Below are 26,441 nucleotides of genomic sequence, written 5' to 3' on the forward strand. Positions count from 1 at the left end.
ATATTAAAGGAGGTAGGAGAATGGCAAAAATTACTGTAGGAACCGAAAATCAAGCACCAATTGAGATATATTATGAGGATCATGGTATAGGAAAACCAGTTGTACTCATTCATGGTTGGCCGTTAAGTGGTCGATCTTGGGAATATCAAGTTCCCGCTCTTGTTGAGGCTGGATACAGAGTTATAACATATGATCGTCGAGGCTTTGGAAAATCATCTCAGCCGTGGGAAGGGTATGAATATGATACCTTTACTTCTGATTTACATCCACTATTAGAACATTTAGAGCTTCAAAATGTCACACTTGTTGGTTTTTCTATGGGGGGAGGCGAAGTAGCCCGGTATATTGGGAAATATGGAACCCATAGAATAGAGAAGGCTGTATTTGCCGGAGCTGTACCACCATTCCTTTACAAGTCAGCAGATCATCCTGAGGGTGTATTAGATGATGTAGCAATTCAAGGATTTGAAAATGGAGTGAAAAGTGATCGCATAGCATTCCTTGATGAGTTTACGAAAGGTTTTTTTGCTGCTGGAGATCGAACTGACTTAGTTAGTGAACCATTTCGACTTTACAATAGGGATATCGCTGCGGGTGCATCACCTAAAGGAACATTAGATTGTATCGCTGCTTTCAGCAAAACAGACTTCAGAAGCGATTTAGCCAAGATTAATATACCTACCCTTATCATTCATGGTGATTCAGATGCAACTGTACCATATGAATATAGTGGGAAATTAACACATGAAGCAATTCCTAATTCTAAAGTAGCATTAATAAAGGGTGGTCCACATGGGCTCAATGCAACGCATGCTAAAGAATTTAATGAAGCACTCCTATCATTTTTAAAGGACTGATTACAACTATATAATTGTTAATTGAGACATTATAAATAAGTTAAAATAAAGCTTTATAAAAGATGCTCTTGGATAAATCCAGGAGCATCTTTTTAAATATTGATATTGAGATGTTAGGTTAATAAATCGCCATAAGTTTTGGATTGAATATTCTTCTTAACAGCTAAAATGTATTGATTAGAGTTTTTTAGATTTCTTAGAAGTATTGTTATATTACTATCAAGATAATATTTCTTCCTCAAAACAAAGAAATATACATTTTTTTGAGGAAAAAATATCTTGTCAGAAAACAATAAAATCTTATTAATTTTTATAATTGGTAGAATTTTTATGGAAATAATTCTCTTAATATATTAAAATAACATCGTATTATGTCAGATTTTAATTAGGGGAGAGAAATTTTATGTTGAAAAAAATCATTCCAGTTGCTTTAGCATTAAGTACAGTTACTTTTACTAGTGTATTTGCTGCGCCTTCAATCCAAGCGAGTACAGAACCAAACCGCTACATAGATGTGCAAATGCTCGGTATTAACGATTTTCATGGGCAACTAGACACTGTAAAAAAAATTAACAATAAAGATGCAGGGGGAATTGAGTACTTAGGGGCTTATTTACGTGATCGTGAAAAACAAAATCCGAATACATTAAAGGTACATGCTGGCGATGTTGTTGGAGCAAGTACTCCTGTTTCAGCATTATTACAAGACGAACCTACGATTGAATTTCTAAATGATTTGAAATTCGATGTTGGAACTATAGGAAATCATGAATTTGATGAAGGTGTTGCGGAAATGAACCGCCTTATTTATGGTGGATATCATGAGAAAACAGGGAATTTTAAAGGAGCAAAATTCCCATATGTTGCTGCAAATTTCTATAATAAATCCACCGGTCGTTTATTTTTACCACCATTCACTATAAAAAAGGTACAAGGAGTTCCTGTTGGATTTATCGGAGTTGTAACAACGGATGTTCCTAACCTTGTTATGCCTACTATGCTAAAGAATGTGGAAATTACAGATGAAGTTGAAGCTATTAACAAATCCGTAAAGCAATTAAAAAAACTAGGCGTTAAATCTATCGTTGTTCTTGCACATAACGGAGGTACAACAGATGGGAACGGCGTAACGAATGGTGATATCGTCCGATTAGCAAATGAGACTGATCCAGAAGTCGATGTTATTTTTGGTGGGCATAGCCACACGTATGTAAATGGAACTGTTAATAATAAACTTGTCGTACAAGCAAATTCATATGGTATGGCTTTTGCTGATGTTGATGTAAAGATTGACCGTAAGACACAAGATATTGTTGAGAAAAAAGCAGAAATTGTTACAACTTACCATGAAGGCATGGAGCCTGATAAAAAAATAAAGAAGAAGATGGAGAAATATCAAGCAAAAATCGCACCTCTTGTTAATGAAGTTGTAGGTAAGTCTATTGCTCCACTAGATCGCAAACTCAATACGGCTGGTGAATCTACTCTCGGAAATTTGGTTGCTGATGCCCAGCGTGCAACAATGCAATCCCAAATTGCACTTATGAATCCTGGTGGTATTCGTAATGACTTAGATGCTGGTGATATTACATGGGGAGAGATATATGGTATTCAACCATTCGGAAATCAATTAATAAAAGTAAATTTAACAGGTCAAGACATTCGTGATATTTTAAATCAACAATGGCAAAAAGACATAACAAGAATGCTTCAAATTTCAGGGATCCAATACACTTGGGATGCGAACAAGCCTAATGGAGAAAAAGTAACAAGTATTCGCTTAACAAATGGAGAAGAAATTATTCCTTCGAAAACTTACAGCGTCGTTGCTAACGCATTTCTAGCTTCAGGTGGAGATGGATTTGTATCTTTTAAAAACGGTAAAGATGCTGAAACAGGACCAACTGATTTTGAAGCATTAGTAGATTATATAAAAAAATCAAAAGAACCAATTCAGTCTATTATTGATGGAAGAATTCAAAAAATAAATTAGGTTTTTATTAATCTCAAAAAAAATAGATTACCTATACTTTTTATTGTACAGGTAATCTATTTTTTGTGGGTTTGAAATAAAGTCTTACTGTGGCCAATTAATAGTGACGGTGAATTTGGCCCCTATGGAACATTAAAATTGGATGATCCAAACAGTTATAACTACATTTTTGGACAGGTCAAAAAAGATCAATTTTTTATTGATTTACGTAAGGCGAACGGCGTGACAAAAACTTGGTTACACGAACAACATCCAATTTTCGCTGGAATAACTACCGAAGGGCCTGATATACCAAAAACTGTTGATATATCATTAGGTAAAGCGTTTGATATACTTGTTCAAATTCAAAAAGTGAGTCCATCTCAAGTACATCAATAAATTTAGAATAATATGCCTTAATGACAAATTTCATAGTGTTTCATATAACACAATGAAATTTGTTTTATATAGCAAGAAGAATAATCGCATTAGAAAAAATTAGCAGTTTAACCTGTTAAGAGTAAAACGAATCTTCAATATGTAAAGCGCAAAAACACTGAAGCGAAAAGCATCGGTGTTTTTTGCGCTTTCGGGCACAGATGCTACTTCAACCCTAGTGTACAAGTGATTTTGTATGTAAGGAATTTGTAAGGAATAGGTAAGAAAAAAGAGATTTTCATTGTGTAGGATAAAAATATAAGGAGTCGTGAAGGGGGGATAAGTACGGCCTATATATAACAATCAGTAACAAGAGTGTTTTGTGAAAATAATGAGTACAATGATTGCAAATGCATTGTTGCCTTTTCATCATTGGGAGAATGGATAGCTGTGTGGTTCGTATATGACACTGCTATCAACTATCTATACAATTTTAATAGAAGAGAGGAATTCTTTATGAAAACACGCAGTAAAATTACATGTGCAAGTCTAGCACTTTTAATAGCTGGAAGTTCCCTGTTATACATAACACCAACATCAATTGTAAAAGCAGAACCTACGCAAAATGTATCTAGTTCGTTACAAACAAGTACGAAAAGCGATCGTACTTCCGTTAAGAAAGCAATGCGAGATGAACTGCAACTTGGATACCCGGGAATACTCGCTCAAATTTCTAAGGGGGGTAAAACTTGGAGTTATAGTGCTGGGATAGCGGATTTGAGAACTAAGAAACCAATGAAAGCAGATTTTCGCTTTCGCATTGGCAGTGTGACGAAAACGTTCATTGCAACAGTTCTACTTCAATTATCTGGAGAGAACCGTTTGAATCTAGACGACTCAATTGAAAAATGGTTACCTGGTGTGATTCAAGGAAACGGATATGATGGTAACCAGATTACTATCCGGCAAATATTGAATCATACAAGTGGTATTGCTGACTATATAAATTCAAAAGACTTTGATATTACGGATATAAAAAAATCGTATACGGCTGAAGAATTTGTAAAGATGGGGATTTCACTTCCCCCAGACTTTGCCCCAGGAAAGGGTTGGTCTTATTCAAACACAGGATACGTATTACTGGGGATCCTTATTGAAAAAGTAACTGGCAACAGTTATGCCGAAGAGGTTGAAAATCGGATTATTGAACCGCTTGATTTGTCAAATACATTCCTACCTGGCAATTCAAGCGTGATTCCAGGGACTAAGCATGCCCGTGGCTATTTGCAACTAGACGGAGCGAGTGAGCTAAAAGACGTTACTTATATTAACCCAGGTAGCTCGGATGGAGATATGATTTCTACTGCTGACGACTTAAGCAAATTCTTCTCTTACTTACTAGGTGGCAAATTACTGAAGGAACAGCAGTTAAAACAAATGCTTACTACAGTTCCTACAAATAGAGAGGGAACCGGATATGGTCTTGGAATCCTTGAAATTAAGCTTCCGAACGGTGTCTCGGTATGGGGACACAGGGGGGCCGTTCCAGGGTTTTCCACTTTTGTTGGTGGAACACTTGGAGGTAAACATATACTCGCTATCAATTCGAACAGTTTAAACATTAATAACCCGGAATTTTTTAAAAACATTTTACTTGCTGAATTTAGCAAGTAGGAAAAACGGATAAATTTTGTCATTTGTAATTTCCATCGGAATGGATTACCGCTTGAAATGAGTATAGAGGGATTAAGTATCTAGAAACAATCAAGCCAATCATGAAGGATGGCTAAGTAAAAGGATTTGTTTATACATTGGCCAATTAAAAGAGCAACACATATAATGAGTGATTATGTATATAGTATTGCATTTGTGTTGGTATCGTCACGGATTGTAAATTTGTATAAGGTGCGAAGTCTAATTTAAGACTTCGCACTTTTGCTGTTTAACAGCTTTTATTACGAAGCTATTAACAATAGAAAAAGGAGAATGTAACTAGTTATGTGGATACTACTGTATGATTGGTGCAACAAATTGTGACTCTAACGTATTTGAAAGGTTTGATAAATTCACCGTTTATCGTCCTGACATTGATATTAAAAAGGCATTTAGTGGTACTGCAAGACATCTTGCTTTTGGATCAAGTATCTATAATTGTGTAGGAGCAGCATTTGCAAAATTAGAAATTGAAATAGATTCAACGATCAAAGATAATATTAGCGGAAAAAAATTGAGGGACATTAAAGATTTTGTGAAGAGGACTTCAAAAATGAAATAACATTGTAATAAGTTATATTTCTATTATTAATTGAAAGTTATTACCCTATAAATTCAGTCATTTATTATATAACTGAGTGCATAAAAAATGAACCGAACTCTATTAAATAACGTAAAAGCTAAAAGGTTTTCGCTTTGGGAACATCTCAAAATATTAAATTGATGGTAACTTTGTTGTAGCTCTTTAAACATACCTATATTAAAACCCAAATTTCTCAATTTAATGCTGAGAAATTTGGGTTTTTCTAAAGGAATCAATTTTTTAAAAAATTTTTAGAAATTTAAAGATAAAGTATTGTATACATGTAAGTATGATTAAAAATGAAAAGTTGTAAATGCTAAATTTAATTAAATATGCCTTACTCTCTTTAACATTGGCCTGAATGAATAGTTTATAGGAGATTACACTGGCTAAAGATGCGATAATTGTTCCAAGCCCTCCAATATTTACTCCTAGTAATAAAGCTTTCCAATCAGAAGTAAAGTTTGATAGAAGAATTGAAGTAGGAAAATTGCTAATCAATTGACTCAAAAATATGGAACTAAAGAAGACTGAAGTATCTCCTCTTAAATTAGCGCGAGCAAATGTCCCCAGTGCATCGGAATGGGAAATGTTTCCGATAAAAATAAAAAAACAGACAAAGGTTATTAGAAGAAAGTAATCGATCTTAAATAGTAAGTTTCTATCTAACGTAAATGCTGCTATCAGTGTGACTATTAGCGCGATGTAATAATTAATAACACCAAAAATAGATGCAATGATAGTAATAAGTATCAAAATCCAGACGGTAGCTTTTTTTCGATTTTTCACGGTAATAACAGGTAGTTCTATTTTCAAATCTGTTTTTTGAAGTTTTTGAGTAAATATAAATAATAAACTAATTCCAAGTACAGCTAAAAGCAGAATTGAACCTAAAAATGGGATGAGCTTAATTCCATAGTAAGAATATAGGTATAAATTTTGTGGGTTTCCCATAGGCATCAAGCTACTACCGATGTTTGCTGCAATTGTCTGCAGGATGATTGTCTCCATCATGTTCATTTGTGTTTTTTTACTAATGACAAGTGTTATTGGTACAAAAGTGAGGAGAGCAACATCATTTGTTACAAACATGGAGCAAATAAAGCATAACAAAATTAGAATAATAGATATTGACCTGCTGTTATTGCATTTATTTAAAATCGCAACGGCAAGTTTGTCTAATATCTTTAGCTGTTCCAAGGCCTTAATGGCTACCATCAGATTAAATAAGCTAATTAACACTTCAAAGTTAATATATTCGATCTTTGGCGAATGTATTAAGCAGCTTACAATTGCTAGTATCAGTGAAATGGTAAGTACTAAATCCTTTTTTAAAAATTCGAATTTCATAAGGAGTCTTTTTTTATTTTGAACGAATACTATTTCTTTCACAATACACCACCTGTAATCTATGTTAGTAAATATACGTTTTTTGGGATAACTCGATATTGCTAGAAAAGAGGATGTCATAAGGTCCTAAATAAGAGTTTTGTAATGTTTCATCCCTTCAACAAAATCTTTTTTTCTTAGTGTCTTTCCTGTTGTAAATATGTGCAATATAGACGAATCCAACTAGGGGGATTAATTGAGAAAACAAATGTTTTTTGTATGATAACATAAATAAATTAAATGTTTTATTTTTTTTAATATTCTTATAATATTCCATTGATTCTTGATTTCAAATACTTTATATGAACTTCTAAAAGAGAAAAAATATGCATGTTTTTATGAAGAAAATAGAGGCTTGTCAGAGGTTAGGTAGAACAGCATCCGCGACGTTTGGATACTGTATAAAATTCACAAAATCTCACTGTTTTTTTAGATGAAAAATCTTAAAATATTTTTTTGTTTTTATAAAAATCTGTACTTTTTCGTAACATTCTGTACTTTTAATTATAAATTAAAGACAAGCTTCTCTTAGTTGAAGATTGAAAGCGCTTCATAGTTTTTCTATAAATTTTTTATCTAGCCTATTTTTGAGATTAGTAGTGAGAAAGGAGATATTTCCATGTTCTTGAGAAAATTAACAAATAACCAGTTAATCACTATTGATTTTATGATTTAAATCACCGGTAAACGAAACAAACATAATAGTACAACAATGTTAGTGGATAAAAATATTAGTTTGCAGAAAGGGGTAGAGCATCCGTTTGTATAAGCGTTAAGTACTTCAAAATTTCAGTTTTACGGTTACATGTTGTGCTGTTTGCTTAAACAGGCCAATCCGATTAATATAGAAAATTTTTATCCTTGTTGTATTTGAATATGAAAGAGGTATTTATACCAGGAAATATAGGTGATTTTATATAAATTATAATATATAAACTTTGGCATGGAGTGATGATATGGAAAGGTTTTTTGTAGAGTTAGTCGGATCAACAAATGATTTTTTATGGTCTAAATTGTTAATTATTATGCTTGTTATTTGCGGAATTTATTTTACATTTAAATTGAATTTTGTACAGTTTCGAATGTTAAAAGAGATGGTCCGTGTATTAATGGAGGGGAAAAGTGGTTCTAAAGATCAAATCTCTCCTTTTCAAGCGTTTTGTATTGGTATGGCAGCCCGCGTTGGGACAGGGAATATTACAGGAATTGCGATTGCAATTGCATTAGGTGGTCCTGGAGCTGTATTTTGGATGTGGATTATTTCTATTATTAGCTCGGCATCTAGTTTTGTCGAAAGCACATTAGCACAGATATATAAAGTAAAAGATAAAACTGGTTTCCGCGGTGGTCCATCCTATTATATGGAAAAAGGGTTGAATAAACGTTGGATGGGAGTATTATTCTCTATTTTAATCACAATTACTTTTGGACTTGTATTCAATTCAGTACAATCAAATACAGTTACAATTGCTTTTCAAAACTCATTTGGTACAGATCGTCTAACAGTTGGGATAATCATGGCCATTGCTTTCGCTGCGATTATTTTTGGTGGTGTACAACGTATTGCAAAAATGGCTGAATACAAGGTGGTATTTTTAGCGGTATTATACATTGGAGTTGCATTATTTGTTGTAGTTACCAACATATCAAAAATGCCGGAAGTTCTTTCTCTTATTGTTCAAAACGCATTTGGTTTTAAACAAATAGCAGGCGGTTCAATTGGTGCAGCACTTATGAATGGAGTTAAACGCGGTTTATTCTCAAATGAAGCTGGTATGGGAAGTGCACCAAACGTTGCTGCAACAGCAACAACAAGTCATCCGGTGAAACAAGGACTGATTCAAGCATTTGGTGTATTAACGGATACACTAATCATTTGTACTAGCACCGCCTTTATTATTTTGCTGTCTGATGCATATAAACAACCGGGGTTAAATGGTATTGCACTTACACAAGCAGCATTAAGTGAACACATAGGCCCTTGGGCATCGGGTTGTCTTGCTATCTTTGTTTTTTTATTTGGATTTGGTGCGTTAATTGGCAACTATTATTATGGTGAAACAAACATTCGCTTCTTACATACAAGTAAAGTGTGGTTAATGATATACAGAATAAGTGTGTTGGCTATGATTGTATTTGGTTCTGTTGCAAAGATTCAAATTGTATGGGATTTAGCGGACTTATTTATGGGCTTTATGGTTATTATTAATTTAATTGCTATTACCTTACTTTCAAAAGTAGCATTTGCGGCGTTACAAGATTATATAAACCAGAAAAAAGCTGGTAAAGATCCTATTTTTTATAAAGAAAACATTAAAGGACTTGAAAATATTGAATGTTGGGATAGTTATGAGAAAACTTCAAAAAAGAAAAGTGTGTAATAAGAAGGATATTCAGACTGCAATATGTCTGAATATTTTTCTTGGTTCTAGTGCAAATATTATTGATTATAGTAAAGAAAAAATCATTCTATATAAAGTTAATAGTACGGGGGAATATTATTAAATGATAAAGGATTCTAGCGTTCAAGTTGAGGGGCAAGAAAAAGTTTGCTTAGATCAATGGGTAGCTCATTATCGAGCGTATGCAGCTAAGGGACGAAGCGCCAGTTATATTCCCGCTCTGGGGGAAATAAATGTATCGCAGTTAGGTATTTGTATAGTAAAGCCAGATGGAACAATGATAAAATCAGGAGATTGGGAGATACTTTTCACATTACAAAGTATATCAAAAGTAATCGGTTTTATAGCCGCTTGTTTAAGTCGCGGTATTTCTTATGTATTAGAACGAGTTGACGTAGAGCCAACTGGAGATGCCTTTAATTCAATTATTCGTTTAGAGATACATAAACCAGGAAAACCTTTTAATCCTATGATCAATGCTGGAGCGATTACGATAGCTTCACTTTTGCCAGGGACATCGGTGCAAGAAAAATTAGAATCTCTATACGTATTAATTGAAAAAATGATAGAGAAGCGTCCCGCTATTAATGAAATAGTATTTCAATCAGAATGGGAAACGGCTCATCGTAATAGAGCATTAGCATACTATTTAAAGGAGAATGGTTTTCTAGAATCAGATGTGGAGGAGACACTAGAGGTTTACTTAAAACAATGTTCGATTGAAATAAATACAGAAGATATTGCCTTAATAGGGCTTATACTAGCACATGATGGATATCATCCTATTCGCAAAGAACAAGTGCTCCCTAAAGAAGTAGCTAGGTTAACAAAAGCTTTAATGCTTACTTGTGGAATGTACAACGCTTCTGGAAAATTTGCTGCTTTCATTGGATTACCAGCTAAGAGTGGGGTATCCGGCGGAATTATGACACTTGTTCCCTCAAAATCTAGGAAGGATTTATCGTTTCAAGATGGATGTGGTATTGGTATTTACGGACCAGCCATTGATGAGTATGGGAATAGTTTACCAGGAATTATGTTGTTAGAACATATTGCAAAAGAATGGGATTTAAGTATATTTTAAAAAGGAGCACAGATATTTTGGTGTTAGAGCGAGTCCAAAAGTGTTCAGACCTTATATTGTGTCTGAACATTTTTGAGTTATAAAGTATCTTTCTAAAGTAGAAGAGTGTAATGAATACTCACAATCTATAATGCTTTCGTTTATAACTTATTTATCAGTTTTTGAAAAAAATAGAGTAAGTATTGTATTAATGCAAATAGGTTTGTATACTGACTGTTAGGCGAAAGTGAGAAGTGATTATTTTGAATCTTAGTAATTTAGTAAAAAAAGACATCTATATTCTCGTTTTAATGATACTTACAGTACCCTTAGTAGGTGAAATAAAGTCATTTCCCTTAAATGAAACATTTAGAATGAGCTTTGGTGCACCAACATTTTTCTTTTTTTTATTATTGTTTCGACGATTTCCAGCATTTTTACCGGGTTTTTTAACAGCGATAGTCGTGGTAGTATTTCGTATCTCAATGGATGTCATTATAAAGGAAAATATGGATTGGCTAGCCGCTTTTCATACTCACTATCCTAGTTTTTTCTTTTATTTTACTTATTCGTATCTCTTTCATTTAGCAAAAATCAAACGTTTTTATCATCAACCACTAATGATTGGTTTTATTGGTTGCATGATTGAAATACTGTCAGACTGTGTGGAATTAATGATTCAATATTTCGTATTAAAAACATCGATCACATCCGAGGCAATAAATGAGATCATTGTTATCGCATGTTCCCATAGTTTTATAGTTCTAAGCTTTTTCAATATGATGAAATTGTATGAAGCACAATCAAGGGAGCGACATATAAAGAAACAAAATGAACATATGCTCATGCTCATCTCTAATTTATATGAAGATGCTGTTCATTTAAAAAAAACATTACAAGATGCTGAGAATATAACAAAAAAATCCTATGATTTATATAAAACTTTAGACTCTTTTGAGCATAAACAGATGGATTTTCAGTTTGAGGATTTAAGGCAACAGGCATTACAAATTGCTGGTGAGGTCCATGACGTTAAAAAGGATAACCAACGTATTTTTGCGGGACTTTCAAAACTAATTTCTGATGAAAGTTTTACAGATTATATGTCTGTACATGAACTAGTAAATATCATTATACGGGCAAATACGAAATATGCACAGTTGTTAGAGAAAGATATCCAATTTGTGTATAAAATTGATGGTGTGCATCCTCATTATCATATTTATACAATCTTATCTATTATAAATAATATCGTTACAAACGCTGTAGAAGCTATCCAAGGTATGGGAACCATCACAATTGACATTAATAAAGACCACCATTTTGTTGAATTTCAAATAGGCGATAATGGTCCTGGTATTTCTTCAAAATATAAAGATTCAATTTTTGAGCCTGGGTTTACTTCTAAATATGATGATTTAGGCAATCCATCGACAGGTATCGGATTATCGTATGTTAAAGAAATGGTCGCACAACTTGAAGGTGATGTTACGCTTGGGGACAGAACCGAAGGAAAAGGATCAATTTTTATAATTAGATTAGGGATTGATCATATAATTTCGAAAGGGTGATTCTATGTATTTTTATATAGTAGATGATGAAAAAGCGGTTCGCTCAATGTTGGCTCAAATTATCGAGGATGAAGATCTTGGGGAGGTTATAGGAGAAGCTGAGGATGGTTTATCTTTAGAGCAACAAATGGTAATCCTTAAAAATATAGACATTTTATTTATCGATTTGTTAATGCCGAATCAAGATGGAATAAAAACAATTCGTCAAATAAAGCCTTCGTTTAAAGGGAAAATCATCATGGTCTCTCAAGTAGAATCAAAAGAATTAATTGCTGAAGCTTATTCGCTTGGTGTTGAATACTATATTATTAAGCCAATTAACCGGATTGAAGTATTAACAGTTGTTCGGAAAGTCATTGAACGAATTCGTTTGGAAAAATCAATAAAAAACATTCAAGAATCGCTTAATATGGTACTAAAATTGGATAGTAATTCAAGTGTGCAAGAAAAATACCGTAATGAAAAACATTTAAATACTTTCAATCATTTTCAAAATTCCATTCATTTTCTTTTGTCTGAATTAGGAATAGCCAGTGAAAGTGGAAGTAAAGATTTAATGGATATGCTAGATTATTTATATAAATATGAACAAGATAACACGTTGGAACAAGGCTTTCCCTCACTAAAAGAGATTTTTATGAATTTGGCTCAAAAAAAACTTGGGGATTCAGCTGAAGATGCCGAATTAAAAAGGTTCATAGAAGCTTCCAAACAACGGATTCGGAGAGCTATTTATCAATCATTAAACCATTTAGCATCCCTTGGACTTACTGATTTTTTAAACCCGAAGTTCGAAAATTATGCTTCTAGATTTTTTGATTTTACTACCGTAAGGAGAAAGATGACAGAATTGAATAATGAACCAACATTACCTGCTCGTATTGATACGAAAAAATTTATTCAAGTTCTTTATTTTGAAGCAAAACGAATACACCTGGAGTTAAGATGATAAACTCTTACTAATTATTATTTTCAATTGCTAGATTGATAATTGTTTTCATGTTATTTGTTTTATATAGTTTTTCTAAGAGAGTATTTTCCTTTATTTCATATTGATTTTAAAATCAGAAAATTCCGTATCGATTTGGTAGAAGTGTATGAACTTAGAACAAAAGAATATGTATTTTTTATTTTTTTAAACATTAATATTCATTAAAAAAAACGAGTATTTTCACAATAAAATATAAATACATAGTAAGTTGAATTTAAAAAAAGATGCTATCTTCTAGCATCTTTTTTTCTTTAAGAGGAAATATCATTGATCCTTATATTATTTGAAATTCAAATGCGGGCATATAAATAACGGAAAAGGAGATAATATTTAACAAATTATAATTGGAAATGGTATTTTAGGTCAGAAATGTTTTTATACTAATTAGGTTATTGGTACTAAATAAGCATAAAGTATCGCTTTTCTGCTCTTTAATCTTATCGTTATTTTTTATTAAGTACATATCGTTTTTTAGAAATCTCAATCCTAGCAGAGTATATAAATTGGGTGATAAAAATGTGGAACATAATTACTTCTTATCTTCCAGATTGGAAAGTCTTTGTACAAGCTTTTATCTTGTTTTTAATTCCGTATACTATCTCAAGAGTTTTTCATTGGGTTCGTATGTCAGAGAAAGAGTGGGAAGAATGAGTTGGTGGAAGTCAAGAGACAAACAAGTGAAAAAAAATAATATTCAAAGTAAAACGAAACAAGAGCATAAACCTTCTCAAAATGCAATCGTTCATTTCACAAATGATTTTGCCTCTAACTTAGAACTTATAAAGCAACAAATCGGACATAATTCTGATGTTCGCTTTCGGAAGTTTAATATTGGACGCACAGATATTCAGGCTGGGATCGTTTTTGTTGATGGCCTATCAGATAAAGAGATAATTGACAAACATATTATGAAATTACTAATGGATGATTTTTCTGATGAATATAAAAATGAAACTTCTTATGTGGAGGGGACTGTTTCAAAAGAATATATTAAAAATAAAGTTCTTACAATTAGTGAAGTAGCAGAAGTCCATTACATAAAAGATTTAATACCCAAAGTATTGATAGGTTCAACAGTTCTTTTAATTGATGGTTTAGCAGATGTGTTTATTCTTGGTACAACAAAAGCAAATAAACGAAACATTGAAGAACCAGTATCGGAGGCATTAGTCAGAGGGCCACGGGTCGGTTTTACTGAAGTATTAAGTGATAATACCTCACTTTTGCGACGACATTGTGCGGATGAGAGCTTATCATTAGTAAAGCTACCAGTAGGAGAACGTGCAAAGAAAGAGTTAGTTGTCGCATTTATTAGAGATCTTGCTAGTACAGAATTGGTGGATGAAGTAAAAAACAGAATTCAGAAAATTGACATAGACAGTGTACTCGAATCTGGTTATATAGAGCAACTCATTGAAGATAATTATCTAAGTCCTTTTCCACAGATTCAAAATACAGAACGACCTGATCGTGTTATTAGTGCTTTAATGGAAGGTCGAGTAGCTATTTTGTTAGATGGAACACCATTTGTTTTAATTGCTCCAGTTACATTTAGTATGCTGCTGCAATCACCAGAAGATTATTATGAAAGGTGGCTTCCTGGTACGCTTCTCCGCTTATTACGCTTCATGACAGCTTTTGTTTCATTATTTGCTCCAGCACTGTATATTTCTTTTATTTCATTTCATCCAGGATTAATTCCCACTAAGCTCGCTATTTCTATTATCGGATCGCGAGAAGGAGTTCCTTTTCCCGCTTTAATAGAAGCGTTAATTATGGAAGTAGCTATCGAAGTTTTGCGAGAAGCAGGTTTACGTCTGCCTAAACCGATTGGACCTGCAATGGGAATTGTGGGCGGTTTAATAATTGGTCAAGCTGCCGTAGAAGCAGGAATTGTTAGTCCAATAATGGTTATCGTTGTTGCGGTAACAGCTATTTCTTCTTTTACTATTCCACAATATAGTGTAGGAATTACGTTACGCATTCTTCGTTTTGTAGCTATGTTTTGTGCTGCGATATTTGGTTTGTATGGAGTTATTCTCTTCTTTCTTTTACTTTGCAGTCATTTAGTGAAACTGAAAAGTTTTGGCGTTCCTTATACCAGTCCTGCTGTTCCATATCGATTCAGTGACTGGAAAGATTTTATGGTTCGCATGCCATTAAAAATAATGAGACGACGACCAAAAATAATGCATACCCAAAAAAATATCCGCAAAAGGTAGCTGATGACGAAAGGAAGTGGCCTTCAGTGATTACTAAACTTAAAGACCGAATAACAACTTCACAGGCAGTTGTTATTATTGTAAATTACATACTTGGGACAGGAATTCTCACTCTGCCTAGAGCATCTGTGGAAAAAGTGAAAACACCAGATGTATGGATAAGTGTGATATTAGGTGGAATACTGGCAATGGTTTCAGGAGTAATTATGGTCAAATTAAGTCAGCAGTTTCCAGAAAAAACATTTTACCAATACAGTCAAGATATTGTAGGGAAATGGATAGGCAGGTTGCTTAGTTTTCTTATTATAGGGTATTTTCTTACAACTTCAGCATTTCAAATTCGTTCAATGGCAGAAGTAATAAGCTTTTTTTTGCTCGAAGGAACCCCCACATGGGCTATTGTTATGCCTTTTATGTGGATAGGTCTCTATTTGATTATGAGTGGTATTAATTCAATTGCACGGATGTTTGAAATAATATTTCCTATTACTGTTTTTATTTTTTTAATCATTTCCTTTATGAGCATCGGAATATTCGAGATAGATAATCTCCGTCCCGTATTAGGTTTGGGAATTAAACCAGTATTAGATGGGATAAAAACAACGTCTCTCGCATATACAGGTCCTGAAATTATGTTAATTCTTTTGGTATTTATGGAACAACGAAATAAAGCAGTAAAAGCTATTTTAGTTGGAATTTCTATTCCGTTAATCTTTTATGTAATAACTGTTGTAATGGTCATTGGTGCATTATCAATTGATGGGGTTGTAACAAGAACATGGCCGACAATTGACCTTATGCGCAGTTTTGAAATTTCTGGATTGATATTTGAACGTTTTGAATCTTTACTGCTTGTAATATGGATTATGCAAATATTTGCTACCTATACGATTAGTTATTATGCAGCTGCATTAGGATTAGCGCAACTCTTTAAAAAGAGTATTCATCCGTTTATTTTTGCTTTGATTCCAATCATTTACATCATTGCTATGACTTCGAAAAATATAAATGACTTGCTTAAATTGGGGGATATGCTCGGTAATGCTGCTTTATTTTTATTTGGTTTACTGCCACTGCTTCTTCTTATTATTACGCGATTAAAAGGAGGAGTAGTGTGAAAAATAAATTTAATTATATGCGGTTCTATTTTGCTTTGTTATGGACGCTTTTGCTTCTATTTTTAACAGGATGTTGGAGCAGTAAAGAAGTAGAAGAGTTGAGTTTAACTGCAGGTATAGCACTAGATAAAGGGAAGAATTCAACAATTGAGAAAGAAGATGAGGAAGGAGGTTATCCTAAAAGAAATCTTATAACAGCTACTTATCAAATTGTTAGTTCGCAAGCACAAAGTAAAGGAAATGGACAACAAAAACGTTATATTAATGTTTCTGAGACAGGTGATTCCATTCATCAAATTGTTCGTGAGTTTTCATTGAAAAGAGAGAGCACAATGTTCAGCCCACATTTAAAAAACATTGTTATTAGTGATAGTCTTGTACGTACATACAGTTTAGAACAATTACTTGAACAGTATCTCCGTGACAATGAAGTTCGGCTTAGCTGTATGCTCTTAATTAGTAAGGGGCTAGCGAAGGAGGTACTGGAATCAAACAAAAAAGGAGAAATTCCAGCATTTCGTTTGTCTGGAATTGCAGATAATAGAAATAGAACAACAAGGATTTTACCTCCTGTATCGCTCGCTAAATTGGAAGGAAAGATGCGGTCAGGATCCAGTTTTCTTTTGCAAAATATAATCTCGATAAAAGGGGAAACAAAATTTGCAGGAGCTGCTGTAATTAAAGGGAGGACAAAAAAGTTGATGGGCTTTTTAAATGAACAGGAATTGGAAGGAGTAGTATGGATAAACGGAAAAAGGAATGGTGGTGTGGTAAAAACTTTTGATAAAGAATCAAAGAAACTCATTATATACGAAATAAAGTCAATAAAAAGCAAAATCATACCACATGTTAACGGAAATAATATTTCCTTTGATGTAAACATTGAATCAGAAGGGCGTTTGTCTGAAAATTGGATGCAATCAGGAAAAGATTTTGAAAATGAATTTTTAAAAAAGGAAGAAAAAGCTATTGAAAAAGAAGTAAAGCACTTAGTACATCATGTTACAAAAAAAATACAAAAAGAATATCAAGTCGATATTGCGGGTTTTGGCAACCAATTAAGAATTAAACACCCGAGAACATGGGAGAAAGTCAAAAAAGATTGGGATCAAAAATTTAGTAAAGTACCGATTAAATATCATATAAATGTAACTATACAAGATTATGGAGCGTCAAGTTTAAAACGATGAGATACCTTAATTGAAATTATATTTGAATCAAAACAAAAAGTTATAAAAGTTTTAATTTGAAAATTTTTGTAACTTTTTGTTTTTTTATGTCCTTCTTATTATAGATTAAAGAAATGATTTTATCCCGCTATTTGCCGGGCAGTAAGACTCACACCTGAAAGCAAAGAAGTTATTAGAGGTATATGTAAGCTCTATATAGGAAGGAGAATTTTGAAATTCTATTGATAAACCAAGTAATTGTAATAGCCCTTATTTAGAATAATAATTTCAAAATCAATAAAATTTAGAGTAGAAGGAGCAAGAGCAAATTATTATGAATAAACAAATAGGTTTTATCGGATGTGGAAACATGGGTATTGCTATGATAGGTGGGATGATTAAAAAAAATATAGTTTCTCCAGATCAAATAATTTGTTCAGATTTAAATGTCATTAATTTAAAAAATGCTAGTAATGAATATGGCATAACTATAACTACTAACAACAATGAAGTCGCTAACAGCGCTGACATTTTAATTTTATCAATCAAACCAGATTTATACTCATCGGTAATTAACCAAATAAAAGATCAAATAAAAAATGATGTAATCGTTGTAACTATTGCTGCAGGAAAAAGTATTAAGAGCACTGAGAATGAATTTGGTAGAAAGTTGAAAGTTGTTAGAGTAATGCCTAATACACCGGCACTTGTTGGAGAAGGAATGTCTGCGTTATGTTTTAATGAAATGGTTACAGAAAAAGATATAAAAGAGGTACTGAACATATTTAATATTTTCGGCCAGACGGAGGTCATAAATGAAAAACTAATGGATGTTGTTACATCTATTAGTGGTTCTTCTCCAGCATATGTGTATATGTTTATAGAAGCCATGGCAGATGCTGCTGTACTTGGCGGTATGCCGAGAAAACAAGCTTATAAATTTGCGGCTCAGGCTGTATTAGGTTCTGCAAAAATGGTATTGGAAACAGGAATACATCCAGGTGAATTGAAGGATATGGTTTGTTCTCCAGGTGGAACGACGATAGAAGCTGTAGTAACGCTAGAAGAAAAAGGTTTAAGAACAGCTATCATTTCAGCTATGAAACGTTGTACGCAAAAATCTATGGAAATGTCTAGTTTAACTAGTAAGTGAGAAGCGAATTTATATAATATTTCAAATCTATTTAATGTAAAAGAAATATTATAAGACTATCTAATAACTAAGTAAATTTATATACAACAATAATGAGAAGAGCAAACCTTATTTTAAAGGGGATACAGAGAATATGAGTAAGTTATTAAAAAAGAAATCCGTTACACAATTGTTGGAGCATAATCAAAGTAAGGCCTTAACGAAAACATTAGGAGCATTTGATTTAATTATGTTAGGGGTAGGCTCGATAATTGGAACGGGGGTTCTTGTGTTAACTGGATTAGTAGCAGCAAGAGATGCTGGTCCAGCAGTTATTTTTTCATTTGTACTTGCAGCAATTATATGCGGATTTATAGCATTATGTTACGCAGAAATTGCTTCCACACTCCCGGCGTCTGGTAGTGTATATACGTACTCATATGCAACAATTGGTGAGTTTGTTGCTCATCTAGTAGGTTGGTCTTTACTGTTAATATATATTGTGGCAACAGCGGCTGTCGCTGCTGGATGGACAGGCTATTTCCACAATTTAATAAAAGGGGTTTGGATTAGAGATACCTAAAGCTCTAGTAACGATCCCTTCACATGGTGGTATTGTGAATCTACCAGCAGTAATCATTACATTGATATTAGCATGGATGTTATCCCGTGGTACAAGGGAAAGTAAACGAATCAATAATATAATGGTATTGATTAAAATTGGTATGATTTTGTTGTTTATTACAGTTGGTATATTCTATGTAAAACCAATGAACTGGATACCAATTGCACCATACGGTTTAAGTGGGGTTTTTACGGGTGGAGCAGCTATTTTATTCGCTTTCACAGGTTTTGATATATTAGCAACTTCAGCAGAAGAAGTAAAAGATCCGAAGCGTAATCTTCCCATCGGTATTATTGCATCATTAATCATATGTACAATTATTTATGTTATCGTATGCCTTGTTATAACAGGAATGGTTTCCTATAAAGAATTAAATGTCCCTGAGGCAATGGCTTATGTAATGGAAGTGGTAGGACAAGGAAAAGTCGCTGGTGCAATTGCTGCAGGTGCTGTAATTGGCCTTATGGCTGTTATTTTTTCCAATATGTATGCAGCAACACGAGTATTCTTTGCAATGAGTCGTGATGGATTGTTACCGAAATCATTTGCGAAAGTTAATAAGAAAACTGGAGCACCCACTTTTATAACTGGATTGGCAGGAATAGGGAGCTCTATAATAGCTGGGTTTATTGATTTGAAAGAATTGGTTAATTTAGTTAATATCGGTAGTTTGGTGACGTTTGCGTTAGTTTGTCTATCAGTTATTATTCTACGTAAATCACACCCAAATTTAAAACGTGGATTTATGGTACCTTTTGTACCTGTATTACCAAGCGTTTCAATTGTATGTTGTTTGTTTTTAATGCTAAATTTACCGTTAAGGACATGGATGTACTTTAGTATTTGGATTACTATTGGGGCAGTCATATATTTCTTTTATTCGATAAAACACAGTAATTTAAATGAGGAAACGATCTCGAAATTACATAATAAAATTGCGAGATAATAACGATAGAAAATTTTATTAATAATCATATTGATAGTTGAGCAACATAGAAACAGTTTTTTGATATTTAGCAAGAAATAAAATGAAAAATCCTAGGACAGCTGAGTGCCTTTTTTAGAAACCTTGCCTGTTTTTCATGATTTAAAACTAATAAGGAGAGGAAAGTATGAGTGAATTGCATTTTATGAGTCTAGAAGAACTGGATAATGAATTAGAAAAAGATGACAGTGGTATTTATTTTATTAAAGATTATAATGACAATATTATTTATATAGGCAAGGCTTTTAGTATAAAAAGTAGAGTATTAGCTCATTTTAATAGTTATTCCAATATTAAGGAATATGTACATTTATTTAATAAAGTAGCGTATCTCATTGAAGATAGTTTGTTAAAACGCTCATTGTTACAAGTTACTTATATGATTAAATATAAACCAGTATTAAACAAAGAAGTCCAAAAAGAATTCCCAGAGTTATATACTCAATACATTAAGCAAACAAATAAAAAATCCATGTTGTTAGAAATTGAGGAAGCTAAAGAAAAAAGGGATGAGTTAAAGAATAGATTGATAAAATTAGTAGGCGGAAAAACTATGTTTTATGACATAATTTCTCTGTTAAACAATGGATATAACTATCATGTTCTCGCAAAAGTATTGAGCATAGAACTTCAAACTTTAATTATAATGAAAGAACACCGAAACAAATTCCCGATGCCACATAATTATAAGAGGACAATAAAGCATCAAGATATAATGTATGCTTTATCTGGAAAAAAGAATTTAAGTATTTCAAGGTTAAACACTTAACTTTAAAGTAGTAAATTCGTTGCTTTTGTAGCTTTTATTGTTATATTGAACTGCAATGTACATTTGTGTTTCAAATTTAATTGGTGGAATAAGGGGAGGGAAAGGGTTCCTATAAAAATGCTGGAAGAAATTAGGTTACTTATGCATAAATAGCATAAGTAGGCACATGTTATTTATAAATATATTGGAAGTGCAATTATAAATATTCAAAGATACGAAAGTAATACAAATGAAATTCTTATTTCTGCTACTACAAGTACTATTGAGCAAATAAAGTATGAAATTGCTTTTGAACTAGGAGTCACACTGGGACCTGATACATCACATCATCTGCAAATGGTTCGGATCGGTGGAGAGATTACAAAACGCTTAGTTCGAATGGCTGATAAACAGTTAACAGGTCAATACAGATTACACTAAGAAAATAATCCGTATATATATGGATTATTTTTCCTTTAATTTACAAAAAAATAAATTTCGGAATTGAAAAAACCTCTCAGATTCCTTTGTGATAATCTTTTTTAGTTGTGTTAATGACATAGGTATCTAAAGGTGGTAAATTCGATACGAACGATGTATGAGCTCTTAAAATAGTTTTGGTGTTATTTGTAATTTTAATTCCATAATACTTAAGCTGATATAATATAATGTTTTATGTCTAAATCGATATAAAATAATAATTGTTAAGTGATATTTCTTTTTTTATAGAATAAGTAAAAACTGATACTGTAGTAATTACTGTTTTGAGATCAATTTACTGTGTACCTTAATTATTGAAGTTTTTTGTTGATTAACAACTATTGTGTTTGGAAATTAATAATAAGTTTATCCCGCTATTTGCCGGGCAGTAAGACCCCCACCTCAAAATTCAGCGGAAGCAAAGAAGTTAGGTGGGGGATCAACTGTCTGTAAAAGCCCGATTTGTGTGGGCTAATAATCAGTGGGGGATGAACAAAACCCCCACTGATTAAAGTTTCACTTTATGTGATGCGGTAATAAAACTAGCTATTTTGCTATTCTTAGTATTTGTAAAGTCTATATATTTTTCCCTCTTTTGTGGAAAGTAAAACTAATGTTACGACCAGTAATATAGTGTCATTTTTTGAATATTCCATTCGTTTTTTATTTTTATTTTTAGTTGATGAAAAGACCTTTCTCTCAATTAAATGTTTAATTGAGCACTTGAATTTCCTCCACCTTGTACTTTTCAAAACATAGTGTTTCAAAAATAGCCGTATCGCTTTCCTCTTTTTCCGATTTCACGACTTCTTTATTATCTTTTTCTAAAATTTGGAGCAAAATAGTTTTTCAGTTTCATATTTAAATTAGCAGTATTTATTTTTTGAATTCAATTTGTATAAATGATTGAATTGGAACTTTGACTGTTATTTCTTGCGGTGGTACAGTATCTCCTGTTACTTTCGTTTTATTTGTAATATTTTTCTATCTCGGTCCTCGCATTGACTACCACTGTATTTTGTAGTGCTTCACTGTTTTCTCAAGTTCAATAATTATATCTTGTAGAATTAAGAAAAGAACTTAGCTTATTTCGTTTACTTATCTACTCTGATATTTAGATGCTAACTACAATTAAATAATATATGATTTTTATAAAAAAGATATAGTAATATTTTGTTGTGAATTGTACTAATTTGATATTTTATAGTATTATTTGTCGTGAATTATATCTAACAGAATATATTTTATGGATCTATAAAGGAGAATGTAATGAATACTTCTATCGATATACAACACTTGTGTGATCTTGCACATAAAGCATTTAATGCCCCTGTACATATTTTATCTGCAGACAGAAAAATTTTATATCATTCTACATCTGATAATGTTTGTAGTCCTTTTTATTCTTCAAAAGAAGAACATCTTAGTGATATTTATCAAGAAAACGATCCCTTTAACTTGCCACTTTTCCGAAGTAACAACTATCTTGAAAATTTTGTTCTAATTCATATAGAAAATCATGATGATATTAAAGGGACTATTATAATCGGTCCTACTATACATCCAAAAGATTCAGATGATATGATCATAAAATTTCAGAAAGAATTTAAATCAAATGATAACATTCAAGAAAGACTTGCCTATTATCAGTGTTTATCTGAGATTAAAAAAACTACATTAATTGATATGGGAATTCTATTACATTACATGATTTTCAATGAAAAGTTAGATGTAGATATTGTCTTGGAAAAAAATAAAGTACTAGAGGAAATTCCTAATAAAAATGTGAAACCTGATTTATATATTTTAAAACGTCGACAAAACAAACCTAAAACGCACAATATGTCATTAGTAAATGATTTCTTTTCGACTATTAAAGAAGGGAATAAAAAAAAGTTAATACAGTATATGTATGCGGTTTCGCAAGAAGATGTTGAACTTATGCTAATAGAGGATCCGCTGAGGAATCAAAAAAACCTTGGAATTATTGCGATTACCTTAGCCACTCGATATGCAATAGAAGGAAACCTGCCACCAGATATTGCTTTTGCTCATAGTATTTTATATATACAAACCCTGGAACAATTAGATAATGTAGAATCTGTAAAGCGATTGTCAGGGGATGCTTTACGTACTTTTGCAGATCGTGTGAAAGAATACAATGCAAAAAAGTATTCTTACGCGGTTACTACATGTATAAAACATATTAATAAAAATGTTTACGATGGAATATCTCTGAATGAACTTGCTAATCATTTAGAAATTACGCCTACTTATCTGTCTAAACTATTTAAAAAAGAAATGGGAATTACTTTAAGCGAATATATTCAAAGGGAACGAGTGGAAGAAGCAAAGAAATTATTAACACTCACTACTTATTCGTTATCAGATATCTGTGCTTGGCTTAACTTTAATGACCAAAGTTATTTTATAAGAGTTTTCAAAAAAATCACTAGCATGACCCCTAGGCAGTACCGTGAAAAATATACAATAATATAAGTTTGTTACCTACTGTCTCCAATGTAAAGACTTAAACATGGGTGTAAGTATCCCAAAAAATGAAAATTCACTAACCATTATTTTGCTAAAGGAAACAAAAAGATAGAAGGCTGCAAAGTGTTCCAAGGAAGCTTTGTAGCTTTTTTGTAATTTAAAACCTATGTTTATAACGATGATAAGTTTATAGACTAATATCTTCATATTAGATATTTATTAATAATGATATTGGGATATTCCGTGAAAAAATCAATAATATAACATATATTACTAAATATATCTACATTTTATGCAATTATACATAACTAAATAAAGGTAAAAAAGTATAAAAAAACCTATTATATTATTCTATAAGTATTTTTTCTAAAATAAAATTTCTTGGTTGAGCTAAAATAGTTATTTTTAACCGTATACACATTAATTTGTAATCATTACAATTACAGAAATGAAATTTACGAATAACTATATTTATATAATTTTTTTCGGTTCATATTTTTATTTAACAGTAAATTATCGAGCATAATCGACAAAATTTTTCTATTTACGCATTAAAAATTTAATGTTTTAATGAACAACATAACTGGTATGACCAGACAGAAAGGAGAAGGTTACGCTAATAGGAATTATAGTGAAGTTATAAGTAACATTATGTCTTTAATAATTTTCTAAATAGTCAATTTATTTACAAGAGGTCAAGAATCAAATTGGTAATAAACGTGTTCTAAGTTTCTGCATAACAAAAGTGAAGTTATTCCGCAATAAAAGTATAAGTAATGTACAGTATAATTTCACCTTTTGTTGTCTACTAAGGAGTTTGCTGACAAAACTAAGAGGGATATTATCAAATTGAAATTAAACAATGTTATGACAAGATTAACTGTAAGCATTGGTTTATTGATCCTCACGATTCTGTAAGTTAAACCGCAACTTTAGGAAAGAATTAATAATTTACTACTCATAAGGTGCCTGATTCAAATATAGTTAATAAATTTTTGTTATTTATATTTAAAAAAATAGAGTATCGAAATGAGAGATAAATAAAATCCTTACATCCTATTAGAAGTAAAAAACAACGATATTAACGTATCTGAAAGATTTCTCCTTCTTATCCAGTTTACAAAGAGAGCGGTCGTACAAGTTATATGAATTAAGTTATAAAAACAATGGTAAAGGAGTGTACGGAATGAAAACTAAAATAATGACAGGATTATTAGTCACATCCATTGTAACTGGAGCAACTATTCCTATCAATACTCTCGCAACACCAATCGTTCAAGCGGAAACTCAACAGGAAGGCATGGATATTTCCTCTTCATTACGAAAATTAGGTGCGCAATCTAAATTAATCCAAACGTATATTGATCAATCTTTAATGAGTCCTAATGTACAGCTAGAGGAAGTCCCAGCTTTAAATACCAATCAATTCCTAATCAAACAAGATATGAAGGAATGGTCATCGGAACTCTATCCACAGTTAATTCTATTAAATTCAAAAAGTAAAGGATTTGTAACAAAATTTAATAGTTATTACCCGACATTAAAATCGTTTGTAGACAATAAAGAAGATAGAGAAGGGTTTTCGGATAGACTTGAAGTACTTCAAGAAATGGCTATGACGAATCAAGAAAATGCGCAACGACAAATCAATGAATTAACAGATCTTAAATTACAGCTTGATAAAAAATTAAAAGATTTTGATACTAATGTGGCAACTGCGCAAGGCATACTAAGTACAGATGGAACAGGAAAAATAGATCAGTTAAAAAATGAAATATTAAATACCAAAAAAGCAATTCAAAATGATTTACAGCAAATTGCATTAATACCAGGAGCTTTAAATGAGCAGGGATTTGCTATATTCAAAGAAGTTTATAGTCTTTCAAAAGAAATTATTGAACCAGCTGCTCAAGCAGGGGTGGCAGCGTATAACAAAGGAAAAGAAATTAACAACTCTATTCTAGAAGCGGAGAAAAAAGCGGCGCAAGAAGCGACAGAACAAGGTAAAACTGCTCTAGAGATTGAATCAGCAAAAAAAGCAGCTCGTGAAGCAATTGAGAAAAGCAAACAAGGTGAAATAGCAGCCGCAGCCGCAGCAAAAACACAAGAGTATGACCTGATGAAGGTCATTGATACCGAAAAGATTAAGAAAACATTTGGCGTTTTTGCTGAAGTAAATAAATTAACAGCAGAACAGCGAGCATATTTAGATGATTTAGAGAAACAAAATCAAAAAATATATGATTTAACAACGAAACTATCAATAGCTGATTTACAAAAATCAATGCTTCTTCTTACACAAAATGATTTGCATACGTTTGCAAATCAAGTAGATGTAGAACTGGATCTACTAAAGCGCTATAAAGAAGATTTAAATCTAATAAAAAATAGCATTACAAAATTATCTACTAATGTTGATACAACTAACGAGCAGTCTCAAAAAGATACATTAAGACAATTAAAAAATGTAATAAGTTACCTTGAAGAACAAGTATATAAATTTTAATATTGCGTTTTTAGGGAATTCATACAGATTATAAGCATTTAGCG

The 26,441-nt window shown here is 32.2% G+C and carries 18 protein-coding genes and 2 pseudogenes; 18 read left to right on the forward strand and 2 right to left on the reverse strand.

Features of this window, described 5'->3' with window-relative positions; translation table 11 throughout:
* Nucleotides 1-20: 20 nt before the first annotated feature.
* The 5 genes and pseudogenes from MR160_RS01340 to MR160_RS01360 all read left to right on the forward strand — a co-directional run bounded on the left by MR160_RS01340 (nt 21) and on the right by MR160_RS01360 (nt 5,482).
* Nucleotides 21-857: an alpha/beta fold hydrolase gene (locus MR160_RS01340; protein WP_242297036.1), complete on the forward strand. Its 837-nt coding sequence runs from the start codon at nt 21-23 to the stop codon at nt 855-857.
* Between the two features lie 403 nt (nt 858-1,260).
* The gene (locus MR160_RS01345; RefSeq protein WP_044783657.1) at nt 1,261-2,850 is read left to right on the forward strand and encodes a bifunctional metallophosphatase/5'-nucleotidase; all 1,590 of its coding nucleotides are present in this window, start codon (nt 1,261-1,263) and stop codon (nt 2,848-2,850) included.
* 99 nt (nt 2,851-2,949) lie between these two features.
* Nucleotides 2,950-3,228 (forward strand): annotated as a pseudogene (locus MR160_RS01350) (erythromycin esterase family protein); the annotation flags it as partial.
* Between the two features lie 429 nt (nt 3,229-3,657).
* Nucleotides 3,658-4,881, forward strand: coding sequence for a serine hydrolase domain-containing protein (locus MR160_RS01355; RefSeq protein ID WP_015945838.1), 1,224 nt, complete (start codon nt 3,658-3,660; stop codon nt 4,879-4,881).
* Between the two features lie 340 nt (nt 4,882-5,221).
* Nucleotides 5,222-5,482, forward strand: coding sequence for a hypothetical protein (locus tag MR160_RS01360; protein ID WP_000578627.1), 261 nt, complete (start codon nt 5,222-5,224; stop codon nt 5,480-5,482).
* Between the two features lie 261 nt (nt 5,483-5,743).
* On the opposite strand, the gene MR160_RS01365 is transcribed toward MR160_RS01360, so the two are convergent.
* Nucleotides 5,744-6,895, reverse strand: coding sequence for an anion transporter (locus MR160_RS01365; protein ID WP_000659290.1), 1,152 nt, complete (start codon nt 6,893-6,895; stop codon nt 5,744-5,746).
* A gap of 953 nt (nt 6,896-7,848) precedes the next feature.
* On the opposite strand from MR160_RS01365, the gene MR160_RS01370 reads away from it, so the two are divergent.
* The 11 genes and pseudogenes from MR160_RS01370 to MR160_RS01420 all read left to right on the forward strand — a co-directional run bounded on the left by MR160_RS01370 (nt 7,849) and on the right by MR160_RS01420 (nt 21,359).
* Nucleotides 7,849-9,273, forward strand: coding sequence for an alanine/glycine:cation symporter family protein (locus MR160_RS01370; protein ID WP_000439283.1), 1,425 nt, complete (start codon nt 7,849-7,851; stop codon nt 9,271-9,273).
* 124 nt (nt 9,274-9,397) lie between these two features.
* Nucleotides 9,398-10,378: a glutaminase GlsA gene (gene glsA / locus MR160_RS01375; protein WP_242297037.1), complete on the forward strand. Its 981-nt coding sequence runs from the start codon at nt 9,398-9,400 to the stop codon at nt 10,376-10,378.
* Between the two features lie 233 nt (nt 10,379-10,611).
* Nucleotides 10,612-11,928, forward strand: coding sequence for a sensor histidine kinase (locus MR160_RS01380; protein WP_000584786.1), 1,317 nt, complete (start codon nt 10,612-10,614; stop codon nt 11,926-11,928).
* A gap of 4 nt (nt 11,929-11,932) precedes the next feature.
* A complete protein-coding gene (locus MR160_RS01385; protein WP_000274088.1) occupies nt 11,933-12,877 on the forward strand; it encodes a response regulator in 945 nt (314 codons plus the stop codon).
* Nucleotides 12,878-13,566: 689 nt separating this feature from the next.
* The gene (locus MR160_RS01390; protein WP_000119226.1) at nt 13,567-15,141 is read left to right on the forward strand and encodes a spore germination protein; all 1,575 of its coding nucleotides are present in this window, start codon (nt 13,567-13,569) and stop codon (nt 15,139-15,141) included.
* A gap of 26 nt (nt 15,142-15,167) precedes the next feature.
* The gene (locus tag MR160_RS01395; RefSeq protein ID WP_000628928.1) at nt 15,168-16,259 is read left to right on the forward strand and encodes a spore germination protein; all 1,092 of its coding nucleotides are present in this window, start codon (nt 15,168-15,170) and stop codon (nt 16,257-16,259) included.
* Entirely contained in the window at nt 16,256-17,449 is a 1,194-nt protein-coding gene (locus MR160_RS01400) for a Ger(x)C family spore germination protein (RefSeq protein ID WP_000790794.1), read from the forward strand. Before MR160_RS01395 ends, MR160_RS01400 begins: the two co-directional genes overlap by 4 nt.
* 313 nt (nt 17,450-17,762) lie before the next feature.
* Nucleotides 17,763-18,581, forward strand: coding sequence for a pyrroline-5-carboxylate reductase (gene proC / locus MR160_RS01405; protein WP_001041290.1), 819 nt, complete (start codon nt 17,763-17,765; stop codon nt 18,579-18,581).
* 133 nt (nt 18,582-18,714) lie between these two features.
* A pseudogene (locus tag MR160_RS01410) lies at nt 18,715-20,131 on the forward strand (amino acid permease).
* A 166-nt stretch (nt 20,132-20,297) separates the two neighbouring features.
* Nucleotides 20,298-20,939 (forward strand): nucleotide excision repair endonuclease, encoded by a 642-nt coding sequence (locus MR160_RS01415; protein ID WP_001292175.1) that lies wholly within the window; start codon nt 20,298-20,300, stop codon nt 20,937-20,939.
* A gap of 198 nt (nt 20,940-21,137) precedes the next feature.
* On the forward strand, nt 21,138-21,359 hold the full coding sequence (locus MR160_RS01420; RefSeq protein ID WP_044783651.1) for an alpha/beta-type small acid-soluble spore protein: 222 nt from the start codon (nt 21,138-21,140) through the stop codon (nt 21,357-21,359).
* A gap of 750 nt (nt 21,360-22,109) precedes the next feature.
* Here MR160_RS01420 and MR160_RS01425 read toward each other — a convergent pair.
* Entirely contained in the window at nt 22,110-22,238 is a 129-nt protein-coding gene (locus MR160_RS01425) for a hypothetical protein (RefSeq protein ID WP_003281887.1), read from the reverse strand.
* Nucleotides 22,239-22,667: 429 nt separating this feature from the next.
* Here MR160_RS01425 and MR160_RS01430 point away from each other — a divergent pair, with 429 nt between their 5' ends.
* On the forward strand, nt 22,668-23,897 hold the full coding sequence (locus MR160_RS01430; protein WP_001097907.1) for a helix-turn-helix domain-containing protein: 1,230 nt from the start codon (nt 22,668-22,670) through the stop codon (nt 23,895-23,897).
* Nucleotides 23,898-25,077: 1,180 nt separating this feature from the next.
* A complete protein-coding gene (hblC, locus tag MR160_RS01435; RefSeq protein ID WP_000850235.1) occupies nt 25,078-26,397 on the forward strand; it encodes a hemolytic enterotoxin HBL lytic component L2 in 1,320 nt (439 codons plus the stop codon).
* The last annotated feature ends 44 nt before the right edge of the window (nt 26,398-26,441 follow it).

Source organism: Bacillus cereus group sp. BfR-BA-01382 (genome assembly GCF_022663475.1).
GTDB classification, from domain to species: Bacteria; Bacillota; Bacilli; order Bacillales; family Bacillaceae_G; genus Bacillus_A; species Bacillus_A thuringiensis_S.

Excerpts from the sequence above, each read along its gene's own strand:
- MR160_RS01415 (WP_001292175.1), top strand. The coding sequence starts at position 20,298 with ATGAGTGAATTGCATTTTATGAGTCTAGAAGAACTGGATAATGAATTA.
- MR160_RS01340 (WP_242297036.1), top strand. The coding sequence starts at position 21 with ATGGCAAAAATTACTGTAGGAACCGAAAATCAAGCACCAATTGAGATA.
- hblC (WP_000850235.1), top strand. The coding sequence starts at position 25,078 with ATGAAAACTAAAATAATGACAGGATTATTAGTCACATCCATTGTAACT.
- MR160_RS01390 (WP_000119226.1), top strand. The coding sequence starts at position 13,567 with ATGAGTTGGTGGAAGTCAAGAGACAAACAAGTGAAAAAAAATAATATT.
- MR160_RS01430 (WP_001097907.1), top strand. The coding sequence starts at position 22,668 with ATGAATACTTCTATCGATATACAACACTTGTGTGATCTTGCACATAAA.
- glsA (WP_242297037.1), top strand. The coding sequence starts at position 9,398 with ATGATAAAGGATTCTAGCGTTCAAGTTGAGGGGCAAGAAAAAGTTTGC.
- MR160_RS01345 (WP_044783657.1), top strand. The coding sequence starts at position 1,261 with ATGTTGAAAAAAATCATTCCAGTTGCTTTAGCATTAAGTACAGTTACT.
- MR160_RS01385 (WP_000274088.1), top strand. The coding sequence starts at position 11,933 with ATGTATTTTTATATAGTAGATGATGAAAAAGCGGTTCGCTCAATGTTG.
- MR160_RS01360 (WP_000578627.1), top strand. The coding sequence starts at position 5,222 with ATGATTGGTGCAACAAATTGTGACTCTAACGTATTTGAAAGGTTTGAT.
- proC (WP_001041290.1), top strand. The coding sequence starts at position 17,763 with ATGAATAAACAAATAGGTTTTATCGGATGTGGAAACATGGGTATTGCT.
- MR160_RS01370 (WP_000439283.1), top strand. The coding sequence starts at position 7,849 with ATGGAAAGGTTTTTTGTAGAGTTAGTCGGATCAACAAATGATTTTTTA.